The sequence below is a fragment of the Marinomonas sp. PE14-40 genome, from assembly GCF_051623805.1.
Taxonomy (GTDB): Bacteria; Pseudomonadota; Gammaproteobacteria; order Pseudomonadales; family Marinomonadaceae; genus Marinomonas.
This window is the reverse complement of sequence record NZ_CP130700.1, coordinates 3,532,896-3,549,466: the sequence shown is the minus strand read 5'-3', so window position 1 is coordinate 3,549,466 and position 16,571 is coordinate 3,532,896. Positions and strand designations below refer to the sequence as shown.

Sequence of the window (16,571 nt, the reverse complement as noted above, 5' to 3'; positions counted from 1 at the left end):
GGAGAAAGGTATGATCAGTGATAAGGATATAAAACACCAATCTGATAAAGAGGCTAGACGTTCTAAAAATCCCATCGTGTGTTACGAAGTAGAGAGCCTTCCTCCCTTTGATGAGGCCTTTTACCAGCAAGCAAAAAATGGCATGGAAATAGTGTCGAAAGTCTTAATTCCCCCAAGAGATGGCAAGAGTTTCAAAGTGCCTGCGGGGCATTTCTTCCGTATTGTCAGTGTTGAAGGGCCACAAGTAGGCGACTTAAACTTATGGAATGCCAACAATATAAATGAACGTTTTTTTAGTGGTAAAACCCGTCAACTCCATGCCAGCCATCTAAACACAGGCGATAGACTCTGGAGCAATATGCCTTACCTTAGACCTATGGCAACCATCACTCAGGATACGTTAGATTGGTACGGTTGGGATGATGATGGCGCTGGAGTGCATGATGTCATCGGGACACGCTGTGACCCTTACACCAACCATATGCTTAAAGAAGTGGATTACAATTATTGCTGCCATTCGAACCTGACTCGCGCGCTCGCTGAATCTCAGCAACTGAGTGCCGAGCAAGCCGAGCCTCATGTTCATGATGTTATGAATGTCTTTATGTGTACTGGCTTTACCCGCGAGACTCACCAATATTTCATGAAAGCCAGCCCAGTAAGGCCGGGGGATTTTATCGAATTCTATGCTGAGATTGATTTATTAGGTGCTTTATCAGCCTGCCCAGGAGGCGATTGTGGTAGCAGTCATTCAAATGATGACACAGCTTGTTACCCTTTATTGGTGGAAATTTATAAACCCACAAAGACAAATAAAGTTGAGAAAAAGCCTTTTTTAACCAGTGGCTATCAAGGCCATCATGGTCTAGATTAAATTTTCTCTTTGTTTTTGCTGACACATTGCTTTTATTTTTTTGTTATTTTTAACCAAATAAATCAGTGTGTTAGCTTTTTCGTTAAGACAACATTAAGACTAAGTTGCATCTTGCAAGACTAAGTTACAATAGGTTGCTCTACTTTACCCCTTGTTCTAAAAGACTTTGCTAAATTGAATGACTATGAGTTATCAATCATAAATTAGCCATTTGCTTTTCGGCTTAATTCAAATACAACTCATACACAATTTTGACCCTCTCAATGAGAGACCTTAAGTTGGTACTAGATACCGAAATAAAAATAACAAGGGTTACTATCATGAAAAAGTTTGCATTCGCTCTAACTGCTGCCGCTCTAACTGTCGGTTCAGCCAATTCTTATGCCGGAGAAGTTGAAGTACTTCATTGGTGGACATCAGGTGGTGAAGCCGCTTCTATCAATGTACTAAAAGGCTTGATGGTTGAAGAAGGCCACACTTGGAAAGATTTCGCAGTTGCCGGTGGTGCAGGCGAATCCGCAATGACAGTCCTTAAATCACGTGCCATTTCAGGCAACCCACCAGCCAGTGCGCAAATCAAAGGACCAACTATCCAAGAATGGGGTAGTCTAGGTTTCTTAACTAACCTTGATGAAGTTGCTGCACAAGGCGAATGGGATGTGGTTCTACCTCAAGTTGTTAGCGATGTAATGAAGTACGAAGGCCATTATGTAGCAGCACCTGTAAACGTTCACCGTGTAAACTGGATGTGGGCTAACCCAGAAGTATTCCGTAAGTCTGGCGCTGATCTACCAACCTCTTGGGATCAATTCCTAGTCGAAGCAGAAAAAATCAAAGCGGCTGGTTACACACCACTTGCTCATGGTGGTCAGGCTTGGCAGGACGCAACCTTGTTTGAAGCAATCGCCCTAGAAAAAGGTGTTAACTTCTATAACAAAGCTTTCATCGCTCACTCTGACAAAGCGCTACGTAGCCAAGACATGATTGATGTTTTCAACACGTTCAAACAAGTAAGAAAGTATGTTGATGTCGGTTTCTCTGGTCGTGACTGGAACGTTGCTACTTCTATGGTTATCAATGGCGAAGCAGCAATGCAAATCATGGGTGACTGGGCTAAAGGTGAATTCACAGCAGCAAACAAAAAAGCCGGTATCGACTATGTTTGCCTACCAGCACCGGGTACAAGCGACTCTTTTACCTTTAACATTGATAGCCTAGCTATGTTCAAGGTTGACGGTAAAGACAATCAAGCAGCACAGCAAGACCTAGCTCGTTTGATCCTTGAACCTGAGTTCCAAGAAACATTCAACCTGAACAAGGGTTCTATCCCAGCACGTTTGAACATGCCTCGTGAGAAGTTTGATACTTGTGCTCACGCGTCTATGGATTCATTCCTAGCAAGTTCAACAACCGGCAACCTAACGCCAAGTATGGCTCACGGTATGTCTACTTCATCTATGGTGCAAGGCGCTATCTATGATGTAGTTACCAACTTCTTCAATGATGATTCAATGACAGCAGAACAAGCGGTCGACAAACTAGCGCGTGCTGTAAAAGCAAGCCTATAAGACCCTGTTTAAACAGCTGGGGCAGATGCCCCAGTTGTTATCTCGCACTTTTAATCAGTACGAGACGCGCTAATACCCGATTTAGTTCACGTTTATAATTACGAAACCTTTGCAGCCTGCTGTGGGTCTAGTTCATGTCATCCATGGATAACGCCAATAAGCACTGTCGACTGCAAAGGTTTTAACTAGATGCTCTACGGAAGCTCATTATTATGACAATCAAAGCCTCCTCACTTGAGTCAAAAGCTACAGCAGCTCAAGCAAAGTCCTTTTCACTTGGGGATCTGATTCCTAAGCTAGTGATGGCACCGACCATAGTGGTCACTATTATTTGCATGTATGGCTATATGATTTGGACTGCTGTCCTGTCGATGACCAACTCTCGCATGCTTCCTTCTTATGACTTTGTTGGTTTAAGCCAATATGAGCGTTTATTTAACAATGACAGATGGATTGTCGCCCTCACCAACTTAGGAATCTTTGGTGGCTTGTTTATTTTTACCTGCTTATTTCTTGGGGTAATGCTAGCGATTTTTCTCGATCAAAAGATTCGAAATGAAGGCGCTATCCGTACTATTTACCTCTACCCTATGGCGATCTCCTTCATAGTGACAGGTACTGCTTGGAAGTGGTTATTAAACCCGACCAATGGCCTTGAAAAGATGATGATTGATTGGGGGTTTGAAAGCTTCACCTTCGATTGGCTAGTTAACCCAGATAAGGTAATTTACTGTTTAGTTATCGCCGCTGTTTGGCAAGCCTCTGGCTTTGTTATGGCACTTTTCTTAGCAGGCCTTCGTGGTGTTGATGGTGACTTAATTAAAGCGGCAAACCTAGATGGTGCCAATATCTTTACCACTTATCGCCGTATCATTTTACCGTCACTAAAACCGGTTTTCTTTAGTGCCGTTGTGATCCTATCTCACATTGCCATTAAGAGTTTCGACCTAGTAGCAGCGCTTACTAATGGTGGTCCGGGTTACTCATCTGACTTACCGGCTAACTTTATGTATGCCCATACCTTTACTCGTAGCCAAATTGGTCTAGGTTCTGCCTCTGCTATGGTTATGCTGGGATGTGTCTTGGCTATTTTGATTCCTTATCTTTATTCAGAACTAAGAGGAGAGCGTCATGACTAGCGCAAACACTATGAATTCAAGCTCCAGTCGTCGTCAAAAGACGCCTTTAGAACACATACTAAGAGTTGCACTCTATATTTGCCTATTAGGTATGGCTGCTGTCTACCTAATGCCTTTTATAGTGATGTTCTTAACCTCACTAAAAGATGTTGAAGAAATACGTTCAGGCACACTTTTATCACTACCGGGCAGCCTTAATTTTGATGCTTGGAGTAAAGCTTGGGGTGGCGCATGTACTGGCAGTAGCTGTAATGGCATTGCACCCTACTTTATTAACTCGTTTCAAATCGTTTTACCTGCTGTTTTGATCTCGACAGTAATCGGTGCTCTTAACGGTTATGTGATTTCCATGTGGAAGTTCAAAGGCAGTGATATCTTCTTCGGTGCACTATTGATAGGTTGCTTTATTCCATTCCAAGTTATCTTGCTACCTATGGCACGTACATTGGGCTGGTTAGGCATAGCAAATACCACAACTGGTTTGGTCTTTGTACACGTAGTGTATGGCGTTGCCTTTACCACCCTTTTCTTCCGTAACTTTTATCAAGGTATCCCAAGTGATCTGATTAAAGCGGCAAGACTAGATGGCGCAGGTTTCTTCACCATATTCCGTCGCATTATTTTGCCAATCTCAACCCCAATTATTGTGGTAACCATCATTTGGCAGTTTACCCAAATCTGGAACGACTTCCTGTTTGGTGTGGCTTTCTCTGGATTCGATACTCAGCCTGTTACCGTGGCTTTGAATAACCTAGTGAATACCAGCTTTGGTGGTAAGGAATATAACGTCGATATGGCTGCAGCCATTCTAGCGGCACTACCGACCCTGCTGGTTTATGTTTTAGCCGGTAAATACTTTGTACGTGGCCTAACTGCTGGTGCAGTAAAAGGCTAAACAAACAACCTAGTGATTGATTGGAATGGGCGCATAAAACGCTATACGCCCAGTGTCTTCCAGTCCCCTTGATAATATTGCGGAGCAGCAAGATGGCAAATTTAATAATTGAACAAGTAAAGAAACGCTACGGATCAACTGAAGTCTTAAAAGGTATTGATATTTCTATTAAGGCAGGTGAATTCCTAATCCTCGTTGGCCCATCAGGGTGTGGTAAATCAACCCTAATGAATGCGATTGCTGGTCTTGATGATGTAAGTGAAGGCCGCATCATGATAGCGGATAGAGATGTGACTTATGCCGATCCTAAAGACCGTGACATCGCCATGGTGTTCCAGTCTTATGCGCTCTACCCAAACATGACGGTAGAAGAGAATATCTCCTTTGGTCTTGAGATGCGTAAAGTACCAAAAGAAGAGCGTGATGTGGAAGTGAAACGCGTGTCTGAGATGCTACAAATAGACCACCTATTAAGCCGAAAACCCGCTCACCTTTCCGGTGGTCAACGCCAGCGTGTTGCCATGGGTCGAGCCCTAGCGCGTCGCCCTCAGTTATATCTTTTTGATGAGCCTCTTTCTAACCTAGACGCTAAGCTACGTGTTGAAATGCGTACCGAAATTAAAAAGTTACACCAGAAGCTTGGCACCACTATCGTTTATGTAACCCATGACCAAATCGAAGCCATGACTTTGGCTGATCGTATCGCCGTGATGAAAGATGGTGAAGTACAGCAACTAGGTTCACCACAAGAAATTTATGACAACCCAGCTAACTTGTTTGTAGCTGGTTTCATGGGCTCTCCCGCCATGAACTTTATCCCTGCCACTGTGGTATCAACAGATAATGGCATCATGCTTGAGCTAGCAACCAAAACACCAACACTCTTACCTTTCCCTAAGAAAGAAACACTCAATGCATATCTAGGTAAGGAAATTTTATTAGGTCTAAGACCTGAAATGATCACTGAGCCGCAGCATCACAAAGAAGGCTTAGAATTTGTGGTTAAGTCACAAGTCAATGTTGAAGTTACTGAGCCTATGGGTGCCGATACTATGGTCATTACCCGCCTTAATGACAGCGAGATCAATTGTCGTTGTCATCCAGCTTATCCGGCAGCACCTGGTAGTGACATCGAATTGATGTTTGATACCTCAAAAGCGGTAGCCTTTGATAAGGATTCAGGCGAGCGTATCGACGCTTAAAATTGCACTTTTTATGGGTCACTTTTTTACGTGCTGGACAGCCTCGTTCAGCGCGTTTTTTTATTTATGTCTTGCTAATATATTGTCCTTAATATGGATTATTTCCTCTTTTTTTCTATTTTTCCTGCACAAATGGTCAATTTCGGCTTCCTAAGTATCGATATCTTAAGCTGAATGTTTTATGGTCTTGCGGGTGTGTTTAGAAAATAAAATAATGAAAGAGAATTTCATTAGCACGACCCTATAACAGAAAAGTATAAAACAAAGGGAACAATCAATGACTTCAATGAAGCGTTATATCTCGCATTTTGCCGTTTCAGGTGTTGCACTTGCTATTGCAGGTTGTGCATCTGTAGGCCAACAGGCTCCTACATGGGAAGCAGATCAAGAATATAAACTGACCATCCTTCACACTAACGATCACCACGGTCGCTTCTGGGAAAACCGTAACGGTGAATACGGCATGGCTGCTCGTAAAACCCTTATCGATAACCTACGTGAAGAAATTGCGCTTGAAGGCGGTGCTTCTCTACTATTATCTGGTGGTGACATTAACACAGGGATACCAGAATCTGATCTACAAGATGCCGAACCAGACTTCAAAGGCATGAACATGCTGCAATATGATGCGATGGCATTAGGTAACCACGAGTTTGATAACTCTCGTGAAGTCTTGATCCAACAGCAAAAATGGGCAGGTTTCCCATTCTTATCAGCTAACGTGATTGACGCAGAAACGGGTGATCCGCTGTTTGACGCTTATAAAATCTTTGAAGTAAATGATCTACGTGTTGCTGTTGTTGGTTTCACAACTGACGATACTATCAAGCTAGGTAACCCTGAGTATCTAGAAGGTCTAGAAATCAAAACGCCCGTTGAAGTTGCAACTGACCTGATCCCTGAGCTAAACAAAAAAGCTGACTTAGTTGTAGCAACCACTCACATGGGTCACTACAGCAATGGTAATTACGGCGGTAACGCACCTGGCGACGTAACATTAGCTCGTAGCGTACCTGGTATCGACGTGATTGTTGGTGGTCACTCTCAAAACAAACTAGAAAAACCAGATGAGCAAAACGGTACTCTTATTGTGCAAGCACAAGAATGGGGTAAGTATGTTGGTCGTCTAGATCTAGTTATCAAAAACGGTGACATCGTTTCTTCTGACTACCGTTTAATTCCTGTTAACTTGAAGAAAAAAGTTGTTCAAGCTGACGGTACTAAGAAACGAGTATTCATCGAGCAAGAAATTGCACAAGATCCAGCAATGCTAGCTATGTTGAAGCCTTACCAAGAAAAAGGTCAGGAAGAGCTACTAGTAGAAATTGGTTTTGTGGATGACCTACTCGTTGGTGATCGTTCTGTTGTTCGTAAACAGGAAACTAACCTAGGTAACCTTATCGCTAAAGCAATGCGTGAAAAAGTAGGTGCTGATGTTGGTATCATGAACTCTGGTGGTATCCGTGACAACATGGAAGCTGGCGTTGTTACTTATAAGAGCGTACTAAAAGTACAGCCTTTCGGTAACATGGTATCTTCTGTTGATCTATCTGCTGCTGAGCTAACTGACTACCTAACGGCTGTTGGTAGCAAGCAAGCAGGTTCTGGTGCGTTCGCTCAATTCGACGGTGTTTCTTTCGCAATGAGAAACGGCACAGCAACTAACATCAAGGTTGATGGTCAGCCAATTAAAGATGATCAAACTTACCGTATTGCAATCAACAGCTATGTTGCAACAGGTGGTGACGGTTATCCTAAAATGACAGGTCACGCTAACTACAATAACTCAGGTTATGTAGATGCAGATGTCTTGGTTGAGTACTTCAAAGAGAACTCACCTGTGCTCACTAACACGCTAGCACCAAGCGGTGCAGTGTCTCGTTAGTAAATCTGGTTAATAGAGAACTCGCTTAACCTTAGGTCATCCCACTTAAGGTTAAGACTGAAGACATAAAAAAACCGTTATCGAGTGATCGATAACGGTTTTTTTGATGCTGCTCAGAAAAGCCTAACGTCACAGCATCTAGGCTGGGGACCTTGTTACCACAATGAACTTATTGAGCTAGTTTATAGCTCAAGGTCCAAGTCAGAGGCTGAGGTAGTTTTTCAGACTCTATTGTTGCTGTGTACAGCATTTCACTTTCACTCACCATCTTCCACATATTAGTGCGAACACCCTTGTCACTGGTCAAGACAGTCGCAATAAAGTCATCACCACGGTTAATGGTGCCAGTAAAAGTGGAACCATCCTGCTTAGTCACAGCTTGATCTTTCGCTGTTGTCGCCAACTCAAACACCTCATCTTGGTTACATTGCCAAGAAAAATTATTGTTCAAAGCAGCAAAGTTCCATGTGTTGCAGACTTGTGCTTGCTCTTTAAGTTTGGAGCGAGCAATTTTACGGATGAAGAAATTCATTTCTTGTACCACTTCTTCTACCGCAGTATCTAAAGTAGCTTGCGTGTTTTCAGCACCTTGAACTTGCCAAACACCTTCGATCATTTCTGCAGAAGCAGACATGGATAAACTAGAGCCGATAATCAAGGCTGGTAAAATCGTTTTTTTCACATCTTTCCCCTTTTATTGTTTTTGTTGGTCTTAAGATTATTTTTTGCGTCGCGCTAGAGGCTAATACGCTAAGTTCTACACTAGTAAACAACATGATATAACCTAAAAGCAACAAAAACCTAAATGATATAACTAATATGAGATATGTTTATGTATTTCCTTCCCTTATATGACTCTCTCACAAGCAATTAAAGGAGAAAAGGAAGATATAAAAAAAGCGCAAACTCTTCACAATTCGCGCTTTTTATCGACATATTGATTAATTAAACAAGCTTTTTGATGCATTTTAGCTGCTGTTCGATTAATTAAATTACCCGTGTAATCACCATGTTAAACACTTTAATTACGAGTGTATGTCAGCTTCCAAGTTAATGGTTTTGGAATCTTATCGGACTCAAGTGTGGTGGTATATTCCAGTTCATTCTCACTCACCATACGCCACAAATTAGTTCGCTTACCTCGTTCCGATTCCAGAACAGTGGCCACATATCTATCACCTTCCTTGTATGATCCAGTAATTAAGCGGCCATCATCACTCATGGTTTCAGTTTGATTCGCCGTTAGAGCAAGCTCATTCGCTGGGATTTCGTCACATTGCCAAAGAAAGCTTTCATCTGTGGTTGCTAGCATCCAAGAGTGACAAACATGGGTTTCACGTTTAAGCACAGTACGACCAATTGCACGGAACAAAAAGTTCATTTCTTGCACCACACCCTCGATTGCGGAATCTAGCGTTTCTTGCGTATTATTGCTGTCCTGCAAGGTCCAAACACCAGACAGCGGTACCCCAGCCATACTTGGCATTGAAATAACAGACGCGAGTATTACGGCAGGTAAGATAGGCTTTTTCACAACATTCCCCTTTTTTATTTTTGTTTAAGTAATTTGGGTTTTATATGAATTTCCATGCCCCTAAGCACATTCAATTCATGCCTTTAAGTAAACACTATGTTATTACAATAAAGTAATATCACTTTGTTTTTACATAACGAAAACAAATAACATGAATACCTAGCCTTCTCTATACATAAAGTAACCAAAGGCAGTAATAAGCGGACATAAAAAAGCCCTCTATATAGAGGGCTTGAAAGGCTATTTTTTAGCTTAACAACAAAGCATTAGCGACGCGTCACAGCAAGCGCTGTTCCCATACCACCACCAATACAGAGTGTTGCTAAGCCCTTATCCACTTCACGCTTATGCATTTCATGGATTAAGGTCACCAAAATACGACAACCTGAGGCACCAATGGGATGGCCAAGAGCAATCGCACCACCATTTACATTCACCTTATCTGTGTCCCAACCTAACTCACGGTTAACGCTAATAGCTTGCACAGCAAAAGCTTCGTTCGCTTCGATCAAATCCAGGTCTTCAATTTGCCATTGGGCTTTTTCAAGGCATTTACGGGTCGCAGTGATTGGTCCTGTGCCCATAATTTCTGGTGAAATACCCGTATTTGCGTAACCTGAGATTTCAGCCAAGATAGGTAAACCGAGTGCTTTGGCTTTCTCTTCGCTTGCTACAATTACCATAGCAGCACCATCATTAAGACTCGATGCATTACCTGCTGTCACTGTGCCCTCTTTATCAAAGGCAGCCCTTAAGCTGGCTAGCTTTTCCAGCTTGGTATTTGGCTTAGGTTGTTCATCATGAGAAACAATAATTGGGTCTTTTTTACGTTGAGGAACAGAAATAGGTAATATCTCTTCCGCAAAACGATTCACTTCCATTGCGGCACCTGCTTTTTGCTGAGATGCCACTGCGAAAGCATCTTGATCAGCACGCGAGACACCATACTTCTTAGCAATATTTTCAGCAGTCACACCCATATGGTAATCGTTAAATGCATCCCAAAGGCCATCTTTCACCATGCTGTCTTCCATGGCCCAATTACCCATTTTGCTACCATTACGACTATTAGGTAACACATGAGGTGCGTTACTCATGCTTTCTTGACCACCGGCAACCACAAGCTCTGCATCACCCGCCAAAATCGCCTGGGCAGCAAGTTGTACTGCTTTCAAGCCAGAACCACAAACCTTATTAATGGTCATGGCAGAGACAGATTCAGATAGGCCAGATTTAAGTGCGGTTTGGCGTGCCGTATTTTGTCCACAACCCGCCGTCAGCACTTGTCCAAGTATGACCTCATCAATCTGATCTTTCGCTGCAGGTACTTTATTTAATAAGCCTGTCAGTAATTGGCTGCCTAGATCAACGGCTGAAAGACTCGCTAATCCACCACCAAATGCGCCTACGGGTGTACGTCCTGCTGCAACTATAACAAGCTTCATATTTTGCTCCTTCATTAATTCAAAAGTACGACTTCCTGATTACTTCTATGCCTAAACCAAGAAATAACTGAGTGATCAAAAAACACTCATCTTGCTAAGCCATTTCTTTGTAACACAGTAATCAAGGCAAATTTATGAAACTTTGAATTTGCCTCTTAAAAAGCCGAGAGAAACGTCATGGGTCATGTTTTAGCACACTAGGAAGCGAATAATAATGGTGATAAAAAGCAGAAAAGGTGACAAAAAAGCCGCTAAAATCGTCAATTACGCGGTTTCTCTTAATTAGAAGGGAGTGAGAAAAGTACAATCTAATTCAGTTTGTTTAGCAAAAGAAAACAAAAAACGCCCGCTTATCATAAGGAAGCGAGCGTTTTATAAAGTCTAATTAAGACTATTTTTCGAACAAAGCATCACGCTGTGCTTGTAGGATTTCATTGATCCCTTTGCGTGCAACTTTTAGCATGCCCATCATGTGCTCATCAGAGAAGGCTTCTCCTTCTGCTGTGCCTTGAATTTCGATAAAGCCACCCTTATCGTTCATGATCACATTCATGTCGGTTTCAGCATTTGAATCTTCTGGATAGTCTAGATCCAATACTGCTTCGCCCTTATAGACACCCACAGAGATCGCCGCGATTTGAGAGACAATCGGGTTTTCCTTGATCTTCTTTTTCTCAACAAGTTTTTTAACGGCATCAGCTAAAGCAACAAAACCACCTGTGATAGAGGCGGTACGAGTGCCGCCATCCGCTTGAATCACATCACAGTCAATTGTGATGGTATGCTCACCTAGCTTTTTAAGATCAACTGCAGCACGCAAAGAGCGGCCAATTAGTCGTTGAATTTCTACCGTACGGCCAGTTTGTTTACCACGTGCCGCTTCACGATCAACACGGCTATGAGTAGAACGCGGCAACATGCCGTATTCTGCTGTAATCCAACCTTGACCCTTACCTTTCAAGAAACGAGGTACGCCAGGCACCAAGGTCGCAGTACAAATTACCTTAGTATCGCCACATTCGATTAATACGGAGCCTTCCGCGTGCTTAGTAAAATTGCGGGTAATTTTTAGATCACGTAACTGATCTACAGCTCGGCCACTTGGACGCATACTCATCTCTCACTTCAATTTGGAAAACGCCAATTATAACCAAGCTCACGTCGAATGCACTCACTTAAGCTGACAAATAGGGCTTCAACTGAACCGGATTCATCCTCACTTTTAAGTACCATAAGAATGCCAGTCTTATGCACCTCTTTACTGTTCCTAGAATCAGCCCTGAGTTACACTTAAGCGCAATATTGAATCGACTTAAAACTATTGCAATGGATGAGATTATGACAGCAAGCATGACCGCCTTCTCCCGTCAGGAAGCCGTTTTCGACTGGGGCACAATCAGCTGGGAAATTCGCTCGGTAAATCAACGTTATCTTGAGCCGCACTTTCGCATGCCAGAAGGCTTTCGTGAACTGGAGTTTAATCTAAGAGATCAGCTAAGAAAGCAGCTCACTCGCGGTAAAGTTGAGTGCCAACTTAGATTCCAAGCGATAGATAAGGCCTCTTCTGGATTAAACATCAATGCAGATAACGCTCAAAGCCTAGCTCAAGCATTACAAGCGCTGGCTCAACATATGCCTAATTTAGCTCAACCAACAGCACTGGATGTATTACAATACCCAGGCATATTGGCGGACTCTGGTAACGACTTTGATACCATGAAAAAAGAAGTATTAGCGCTTTTCTCTGCCGGAGTAAAAGATCTGATCCAAGTCCGCCTGCGTGAAGGTAAAGCCTTAGAAGAAATGATCCACCAGCGCCTAGATGCTATCGATGCCATCGTCGTGGAAGTACAGGCTAAATTGCCTGAAATCATCGCCGCGCAAAAGCAAAATCTATTAGATAAAATGGCCGACGCAAAACTTGAACTTGAACCAACCCGCGTTGAACAAGAGATTGTCATTGTGGCGCAAAAAGCCGATGTGGCCGAAGAACTCGATCGTCTTGCTGCTCACACCAAAGAAGTACGACGTCAACTTAAGCAAAAAGGCCCGATAGGTCGTCGTCTCGACTTCTTGATGCAAGAACTTAATCGCGAAGCCAATACCCTTTCTTCTAAATCTATTGTCATCGAAACCACCCAAAGCGCGGTAGAACTTAAGGTTCTGATCGAACAAATGCGCGAGCAAATTCAGAATATTGAGTAAGGCTTAATCAAACTTTAGTTAAAACAAAAAAAGCCTTAAGTAGATAATACTTAAGGCTTTTCCTATTAGAATACCAAGTATTAGTTTAGTTACACCTCACGCTTTAGCGCATGGATAATCTCTTCGTACATGGCATCCACAGCTGTTGAGGATTTAGACTTTTTACTACGTACTAACTCAACTTCCATTGTCGGTAATTGAGGCAATCCATTTTGGCTACCCAAGACTTTTAATTTAGGCGTTAGACTGCATTTGGTGAGCACTGCAACCGCTATTCCACTTAAGGCAACAGCCACTTGTCCTGAGGTACTCGGGCTTTGATACACAATTCGATACGGCGTATTTTGGCTCTCTAAACGCGCTAATACGGTTTCTCTGATATGGCTACTTTCTTCGTGAGTTGCTAACGGCAAAGGGTCTTTCTCCCACACTTTATATTCTTCTGCTGCTACCCAATATACCTCTTCTAAAAAGAGTAATTCTCCACGAGTCACCTTATCTCTTGTGACAAGGGCGATGTCTATCTCACCGGCTTCAACCTTAGGTATTAAGGCACCTGTGTGCTCACAAGTTAAGGTAATCTCAGCACTAGGGTGACGAATGGCAAAAGCCCTTAATACAGGCGCAAGATACGCATTAGCATAGTCATCTGGAACACCCAAATGGATACGACCTCTTACCCCTTCTCCTCGGGTAAGCTCTAGTGCCTGTGATTGTATTTCCAGCATTTTACGGGCGTAACCTATTAAGTCTTTTCCTGTTGGAGTCAGCGTTAAACTTCTCGCATTACGCTCTAACACTGGCTTGCCAATCACGTTTTCGAGTTTTTTAATCTGCATGCTAACGGCTGACTGGGATCTATGAACTTGCCGTGCTGCATCGGATAACGTGCCAGCATCAACGGCGGCAACAAAAGCTTTTAGCCAATCAATCTGTAAATCTTGCATTGCCATAATTATTCACTCTAATCACTTAACCTATTCGAAAATCGAATTCTTACTAGATGAATTATTCGTTTTTATAATCTTAAAGACCTACTTATAGTTTATCAACCCAGTTCATACCGAATGAGAAGTAGATAGAAGCCCCTTATGTCAGAACATCAAGCATGCCATTCAAATCAAGCTACCTTGCTAATGGCATCAGGCGGTTTGTTATTAGGTACCATAGGCATTTTTGTTGCCAATACAGGACAATCTCCATTAGCCATTGTCTTCTATCGCTGCCTTTTTGGTTGCCTCGCCCTACTCGCTTGGGCTTATTTCTCAGGCAAGATAAATGAATTAAAACTCTCTAAAAGCCAGATGAAATACGTCAGTATTATCGGTGTTTTTATGGTGATTATTTGGAGTCTTTATTTCTATTCCTTACGCCTAATCCCTATAGGGATTTCGACCTTGGTATTTCATATACAGGCTTTTTGGGTACTGATTTTAGGCGCCGTTTTCTTTAAGGAGAAGATCACCCTAAGGTCCTGCTTTATCCTCACTTTAGCTCTCTTAGGGCTTGCCTTAAGCACAGGTTTATTAAATGGCAGTAGCGCAGAGTTTGGCCTTTCAAATGCCTTTTTAAAAGGCATAGGCATATGTATTTTAGGTTCATTTTTCTACGCTGTGACAACCCTAATTGCCAAGCTCGATACCGGTATTTCTTCTTTATCACTGACATGGTGGCAATGTGCTGTTGGTGCTTTAGTCACGGCTTGGATACCGTTTTTAAAAGGCTGGCCACTTGAGGTGTCTGCTTGGGCTTGGTTAATCGGTATAGGGGTCATTCACAGCGGCCTTGCTTTTACTTTGATTTACCAAGGTATCAGCCGCTTATCCACCAGCCGAATTGCCGTATTACAATTCGTTTATCCTGGTACAGCTATACTGATTGATTGGGCCGTTTATGATCATGCATTAAGCCTCATGCAATGGGTCGGTGTAATGCTTATTGCCTATGCATTATGGGCTTTGCGTAAGGCTTAAAAGGAAACTTGATTACCAAAAAATAACCAAGTCATCCCTATACTTAAGCATCAAATAACCAAAAATAGGATGGTTCGATGCAAGACACTCATTTAGACGTGAGCAGTTTTTTGATGCAAGCAAGCCTTGGAGCAGATGAGGATCTGATCAATCAAGTCACAGCACAAGGGATAGAAAATTGGCTTCATGAAGAGTTAAATACCCCACCTAGCCAATTAGGCCCATACCAGTCGAAAACCACAGAGATATGGCGGCACTTCCGCTCTCGTTTACTTAAAAAACATGGGCAAACAGCCATAGATGGGAATGGAAATAACCCAGCTTTACCCTACAAGTGGTACTTTCATATGGCATGGTGGCATCTTAATCTCACCGCTAATACTGACCTTCTACGCCATAGAATTGCTCAAGCTCTGAGCGAGATACTAGTCATCTCTGATAACTCAGTACTTGAACTCGATGCTATCGGATTAGCAAGCTATTACGACCTACTTTATAAACACGCCTTTGGCAGTTATGCCGACCTTTTGACACATATCTCTCGTCACCCTTGCATGGGTGTTTACCTAAGCCATATGAATAACCGAAAAGCTGACGAGTTTCAAAACACTCACCCAGATGAAAATTATGCTAGAGAAATCATGCAGTTATTTTCAGTTGGTCTGTACGAACTGAATCAGGATGGCAGTCGTAAAAAAGACCCTATAGGGAAGGATATCCCAACTTACGACAATAGGGATATCAAAGAGCTTGCCCGTGTTTTTACTGGCCTTAAAGCCTCAAGCTATCAATTTGAATGGGAGAACAGTTTCTGGGATAAAAGTTTTAATGGTTATCAAGTTAGCTTCGAAGATGACATAGATAAACGTTATAAAACAGTACCTTTCGTCAATATGACGAAAGCCATGCAAGTCGACGAAAAGTATCATGACAGACAAAGTAAATCTCTGTTGAAGAAACATATTAAACTAGATGCAAACCAGTCAGGCGAGAGAGAAATTAGCCTTGTCTGCGAGCGGTTAGTCGCACACCCTAATACCGCCCCTTTTATTGCGACTAAACTCATCAACCAACTGGTCACGTCCAACCCAAGTCCTGATTACGTTAAGGCTGTCGCAACGGCTTTTGGTACAGACGGTGATCTAAAAAAAGCAATAACAGTAATTCTAACTTATCCTCTTACACATACTGTTTCTAAAAAGCGCTTTTTATCGGCAACTAAAACCAAACAGAAATTAGTTCAATCGCAAAAACTCAAGTCACCAATTTTACGGACAACCCAAATTCTAAGGGCATTTTCAGCCTCCAATACATCTAAAAAGCTATGGCTGATAGGTGATGACATTGAAGAGCAATTACAACAGCACCCTCTTTCTTCACCTACCGTATTCAATTTTTATAAGCCTGATTTTACTCCTCTTGGGCCGTTGGAAGAGCAAAACTTATTAGCTCCAGAGTTTGAACTTCACAACTCGGCAAGCTCGATCGCTTATGTGAATTATTTGTATTACATGCTTTTTGCAAACTATTTACCCGCAGTCAGCACAGACATTAGCCGCCAGCGCGGCATTAATAACGTGGCAGAGCTAGATATAGACACCCTACAGCAGCGCCATGAAGATCGATTAAAGCTGAACTTTGATAAATACATTCAAACAGCGAAAGACCCATCGCAACACAGTGCCTTGGTTGATGAACTCAGTTTATTGTTAACCGCGAAAGCACCGTTAACCTCTAAACAGCACATATTGTCATCTTTCTCCGCTTATAAAGAACACCCTGAATGGGTTGTCCAAACCATTGTTTTCTTTATTGCCATTTCCCCCGAGTTTACAGTTCTAGAGGTATAGT

The 16,571-nt window shown here is 42.5% G+C and carries 14 protein-coding genes; 9 read left to right on the top strand and 5 right to left on the bottom strand.

From position 1 onward, the window contains the following. Nucleotides 1-10: 10 nt before the first annotated feature. From Q0A08_RS16435 to ushA, 6 genes are all read left to right on the top strand, one after another. A complete protein-coding gene (locus Q0A08_RS16435) occupies nt 11-874 on the top strand; it encodes an urea carboxylase-associated family protein (RefSeq protein ID WP_438462596.1) in 864 nt (287 codons plus the stop codon). A gap of 320 nt (nt 875-1,194) precedes the next feature. After that, a complete protein-coding gene (locus Q0A08_RS16430) occupies nt 1,195-2,442 on the top strand; it encodes an ABC transporter substrate-binding protein (RefSeq protein ID WP_438462595.1) in 1,248 nt (415 codons plus the stop codon). A gap of 212 nt (nt 2,443-2,654) precedes the next feature. Further along, complete coding sequence (locus Q0A08_RS16425; RefSeq protein ID WP_438462594.1) at nt 2,655-3,581, top strand: carbohydrate ABC transporter permease; 927 nt, start codon at nt 2,655-2,657, stop codon at nt 3,579-3,581. Beyond that, entirely contained in the window at nt 3,574-4,476 is a 903-nt protein-coding gene (locus Q0A08_RS16420) for a carbohydrate ABC transporter permease (protein ID WP_438462593.1), read from the top strand. The genes Q0A08_RS16425 and Q0A08_RS16420 overlap by 8 nt, the downstream gene beginning before the upstream one ends. A gap of 92 nt (nt 4,477-4,568) precedes the next feature. Next, nucleotides 4,569-5,678, top strand: a complete 1,110-nt coding sequence (locus tag Q0A08_RS16415; RefSeq protein WP_438462592.1) for an ABC transporter ATP-binding protein — start codon at nt 4,569-4,571, stop codon at nt 5,676-5,678. A 277-nt stretch (nt 5,679-5,955) separates the two neighbouring features. Continuing rightward, complete coding sequence (gene ushA, locus Q0A08_RS16410; RefSeq protein ID WP_438462591.1) at nt 5,956-7,563, top strand: bifunctional UDP-sugar hydrolase/5'-nucleotidase UshA; 1,608 nt, start codon at nt 5,956-5,958, stop codon at nt 7,561-7,563. A 169-nt stretch (nt 7,564-7,732) separates the two neighbouring features. Here the strand turns inward: ushA and Q0A08_RS16405 are convergent, their stop codons facing one another. From Q0A08_RS16405 to rph, 4 genes are all read right to left on the bottom strand, one after another. Continuing rightward, the gene (locus tag Q0A08_RS16405) at nt 7,733-8,245 is read right to left on the bottom strand and encodes a hypothetical protein (protein WP_438462590.1); all 513 of its coding nucleotides are present in this window, start codon (nt 8,243-8,245) and stop codon (nt 7,733-7,735) included. A gap of 339 nt (nt 8,246-8,584) precedes the next feature. Beyond that, nucleotides 8,585-9,097: a hypothetical protein gene (locus tag Q0A08_RS16400; RefSeq protein WP_438462589.1), complete on the bottom strand. Its 513-nt coding sequence runs from the start codon at nt 9,095-9,097 to the stop codon at nt 8,585-8,587. A 266-nt stretch (nt 9,098-9,363) separates the two neighbouring features. Beyond that, nucleotides 9,364-10,542: an acetyl-CoA C-acetyltransferase gene (locus tag Q0A08_RS16395; protein WP_438462588.1), complete on the bottom strand. Its 1,179-nt coding sequence runs from the start codon at nt 10,540-10,542 to the stop codon at nt 9,364-9,366. A 391-nt stretch (nt 10,543-10,933) separates the two neighbouring features. Beyond that, the gene (rph, locus tag Q0A08_RS16390; RefSeq protein ID WP_063339047.1) at nt 10,934-11,653 is read right to left on the bottom strand and encodes a ribonuclease PH; all 720 of its coding nucleotides are present in this window, start codon (nt 11,651-11,653) and stop codon (nt 10,934-10,936) included. A gap of 227 nt (nt 11,654-11,880) precedes the next feature. On the opposite strand from rph, the gene Q0A08_RS16385 reads away from it, so the two are divergent. Beyond that, a complete protein-coding gene (locus Q0A08_RS16385) occupies nt 11,881-12,747 on the top strand; it encodes a YicC/YloC family endoribonuclease (protein WP_063339046.1) in 867 nt (288 codons plus the stop codon). 89 nt (nt 12,748-12,836) lie between these two features. Here Q0A08_RS16385 and Q0A08_RS16380 read toward each other — a convergent pair whose 3' ends face one another. Continuing rightward, nucleotides 12,837-13,700, bottom strand: coding sequence for a LysR family transcriptional regulator (locus Q0A08_RS16380; protein ID WP_438462587.1), 864 nt, complete (start codon nt 13,698-13,700; stop codon nt 12,837-12,839). Between the two features lie 138 nt (nt 13,701-13,838). On the opposite strand from Q0A08_RS16380, the gene Q0A08_RS16375 reads away from it, so the two are divergent. Continuing rightward, the gene (locus Q0A08_RS16375; RefSeq protein WP_438462586.1) at nt 13,839-14,720 is read left to right on the top strand and encodes a DMT family transporter; all 882 of its coding nucleotides are present in this window, start codon (nt 13,839-13,841) and stop codon (nt 14,718-14,720) included. Nucleotides 14,721-14,797: 77 nt separating this feature from the next. Further along, entirely contained in the window at nt 14,798-16,570 is a 1,773-nt protein-coding gene (locus Q0A08_RS16370; RefSeq protein WP_438462585.1) for a DUF1800 family protein, read from the top strand. Nucleotide 16,571 lies beyond the last annotated feature (1 nt).

What these genes read in the sequence shown, in the direction of transcription:
- Q0A08_RS16435 (WP_438462596.1), top strand. Translation starts at nt 11, where the DNA reads ATGATCAGTGATAAGGATATAAAACACCAATCTGATAAAGAGGCTAGA.
- Q0A08_RS16430 (WP_438462595.1), top strand. Translation starts at nt 1,195, where the DNA reads ATGAAAAAGTTTGCATTCGCTCTAACTGCTGCCGCTCTAACTGTCGGT.
- Q0A08_RS16425 (WP_438462594.1), top strand. Translation starts at nt 2,655, where the DNA reads ATGACAATCAAAGCCTCCTCACTTGAGTCAAAAGCTACAGCAGCTCAA.
- Q0A08_RS16420 (WP_438462593.1), top strand. Translation starts at nt 3,574, where the DNA reads ATGACTAGCGCAAACACTATGAATTCAAGCTCCAGTCGTCGTCAAAAG.
- Q0A08_RS16415 (WP_438462592.1), top strand. Translation starts at nt 4,569, where the DNA reads ATGGCAAATTTAATAATTGAACAAGTAAAGAAACGCTACGGATCAACT.
- ushA (WP_438462591.1), top strand. Translation starts at nt 5,956, where the DNA reads ATGACTTCAATGAAGCGTTATATCTCGCATTTTGCCGTTTCAGGTGTT.
- Q0A08_RS16395 (WP_438462588.1), bottom strand. Translation starts at nt 10,542, where the DNA reads ATGAAGCTTGTTATAGTTGCAGCAGGACGTACACCCGTAGGCGCATTT.
- rph (WP_063339047.1), bottom strand. Translation starts at nt 11,653, where the DNA reads ATGCGTCCAAGTGGCCGAGCTGTAGATCAGTTACGTGATCTAAAAATT.
- Q0A08_RS16385 (WP_063339046.1), top strand. Translation starts at nt 11,881, where the DNA reads ATGACAGCAAGCATGACCGCCTTCTCCCGTCAGGAAGCCGTTTTCGAC.
- Q0A08_RS16380 (WP_438462587.1), bottom strand. Translation starts at nt 13,700, where the DNA reads ATGGCAATGCAAGATTTACAGATTGATTGGCTAAAAGCTTTTGTTGCC.
- Q0A08_RS16375 (WP_438462586.1), top strand. Translation starts at nt 13,839, where the DNA reads ATGTCAGAACATCAAGCATGCCATTCAAATCAAGCTACCTTGCTAATG.
- Q0A08_RS16370 (WP_438462585.1), top strand. Translation starts at nt 14,798, where the DNA reads ATGCAAGACACTCATTTAGACGTGAGCAGTTTTTTGATGCAAGCAAGC.